Annotated in this window: 2 rRNA genes (1 of these 2 cut by a window edge); both read right to left on the bottom strand. The window is 54.2% G+C overall.

Going from position 1 to position 2,500, the window contains the following annotated elements:
• Positions 1 to 151: 151 nt before the first annotated feature.
• A 5S ribosomal RNA gene (gene rrf / locus G9X64_RS36105) occupies positions 152 to 266 on the bottom strand.
• 183 nt (positions 267 to 449) lie between these two features.
• Positions 450 to 2,500: ribosomal RNA gene (locus G9X64_RS36110) — 23S ribosomal RNA — on the bottom strand (it continues 855 nt past the right edge of the window).

Consider the following 2,500-nt stretch of genomic DNA (forward strand, 5'->3'; position numbering starts at 1 on the left):
CCGGGCTGCTCCACCCCGCGCCAAGTGCAAATCGTTGGGGATTTGCTGGAGTATTATAACACGAAAGGCCGCTTTGTGAGCGGCCGTTTGTTTCGGCTTTGGGCCGTAGTTTGTTCTGAGAAGATTGATTTATATAAGTTGCGTTTTGCAGACCTGGCAGCGACCTACTCTCCCGCGTCTTAAGACGAAGTACCATGGGCGCAGGGGCGTTTCACGGCCGTGTTCGGAAAGGGAACGGGTGCAGCCACCCCGCCATAACCACCAGGTCGGCAAAGCGCAACTATATGTTTTGAGAAGCTGGTGAAGTCCTATGACTTCGTTTTTGAACACGTTTAGAGCTCCAACCGGACGAACACTTCGTGTTCGCCGGGACCGGGCAAAGGCTGGCGCCTTCGCCTTGTCAGGACGACCGCTTTGCGGTCGCCTTGAGATGAGCATAGTCAATGAGAACGATCAAGCCGATCGAGCTATTAGTACCGGTAAGCTTCATGCGTTGCCGCACTTCCACACCCGGCCTATCAACGTGGTCGTCTTCCACGGCTCTGATAGGGAATACTCGTTTTCAGGTGGGTTTCCCGCTTAGATGCCTTCAGCGGTTATCCCGTCCATATATAGCTACCCTGCTATGCCCTTGGCAGGACAACAGGTCCACCAGAGATATGTCCATCCCGGTCCTCTCGTACTAGGGACAGATCCTGTCAATATTCCTACACCCACGGCAGATAGGGACCGAACTGTCTCACGACGTTCTGAACCCAGCTCACGTACCGCTTTAATTGGCGAACAGCCAAACCCTTGGGACCTGCTCCAGCCCCAGGATGCGATGAGCCGACATCGAGGTGCCAAACAACCCCGTCGATATGGACTCTTGGGGGTCATCAGCCTGTTATCCCCGGCGTACCTTTTATCCGTTGAGCGATGGCCCTTCCACGCGGGACCACCGGATCACTATGACCGACTTTCGTCTCTGCTCGACTTGTCAGTCTCGCAGTCAGGCGGGCTTATGCCATTGCACTCGACGACCGATTTCCGACCGGTCTGAGCCCACCATCGCGCGCCTCCGTTACTCTTTCGGAGGCGACCGCCCCAGTCAAACTACCCACCATACACTGTCCCGGACCCGGATGACGGGCCGCGGTTAGACATCCATGACGATAAGGGTGGTATTTCAAGGATGGCTCCACGGAAACTGGCGTCCCCGCTTCAAAGCCTACCACCTATCCTACACATGCCGACACGAATGCCAGTGTAAAGCTATAGTAAAGGTGCACGGGGTCTTTCCGTCTGACCGCAGGAACCCCGCATCTTCACGGGGAATTCAATTTCACTGAGTCTATGTTGGAGACAGCGGGGAAGTCGTTACGCCATTCGTGCAGGTCGGAACTTACCCGACAAGGAATTTCGCTACCTTAGGACCGTTATAGTTACGGCCGCCGTTTACTGGGGCTTCGATTCAAAGCTTGCACCTCTCCTCTTAACCTTCCAGCACCGGGCAGGCGTCAGACCCTATACGTCGTCTTGCGACTTCGCAGAGCCCTGTGTTTTTGATAAACAGTCGCTACCCCCTGGTCTGTGCCACCCCATAATAGTTGCCTAGCATGGGGTCACGCTTCTTCCGAAGTTACGCGTGCAATTTGCCGAGTTCCTTCAACATAGTTCTCTCAAGCGCCTTGGTATACTCTACCTGACCACCTGTGTCGGTTTCGGGTACGGTCTATACGGTGGAGCTATTTCCTGGAACCGCTCCGCTGCCCATCCAATCCAATAAGAATGAACAACTTGTGCAATCCGTCACTACCACCAGGCCCACGAATATTAACGTGGTTCCCATCGACTACGCATTTCTGCCTCGCCTTAGGGGCCGGCTAACCCTGCTCAGATTAACTTTAAGCAGGAACCCTTGGTCTTTCGGCGAGAGGGTCTCTCACCCTCTTTATCGTTACTCATGTCAACATTCGCACTTCCGATACCTCCAGGAGCCCTCACGGGTCTCCCTTCATCAGCTTACGGAACGCTCCGCTACCACTTGCGATTGCTCGCAAATCCTCAGCTTCGGTGCATGGCTTCAGCCCCGTTACATTTTCGGCGCAAAGACCCTTATTTAGACCAGTGAGCTGTTACGCTTTCTTTAAATGATGGCTGCTTCTAAGCCAACATCCTGGTTGTTTTGGGATCCTCACATCCTTTCCCACTTAGCCATGACTTGGGGACCTTAGCTGGAGGTTAGGGTTGTTGCCCTTTTCACGACGGACGTTAGCACCCGCCGTGTGTCTGCCGAGTAGTACTCCCCGGTATTCGGAGTTTGGTTAGGATCAGTAAGACGGTGAGTCCCCATAGCCCATCCAGTGCTCTACCCCCGGGGGTATTCGCTCGACGCTCTACCTAAATAGATTTCGCGGAGAACCAGCTATTTCCGAGTTTGATTGGCCTTTCACCCCTAGCCACAAGTCATCCCAATCTATTGCAACAGATGCGGGTTCGGTCCTCCAGTTGGTGTTAC

Origin of the sequence: Rhizobium sophorae (assembly GCF_013087515.1) — a bacterium.
Lineage (GTDB): Bacteria > Pseudomonadota > Alphaproteobacteria > Rhizobiales > Rhizobiaceae > Rhizobium > Rhizobium sophorae.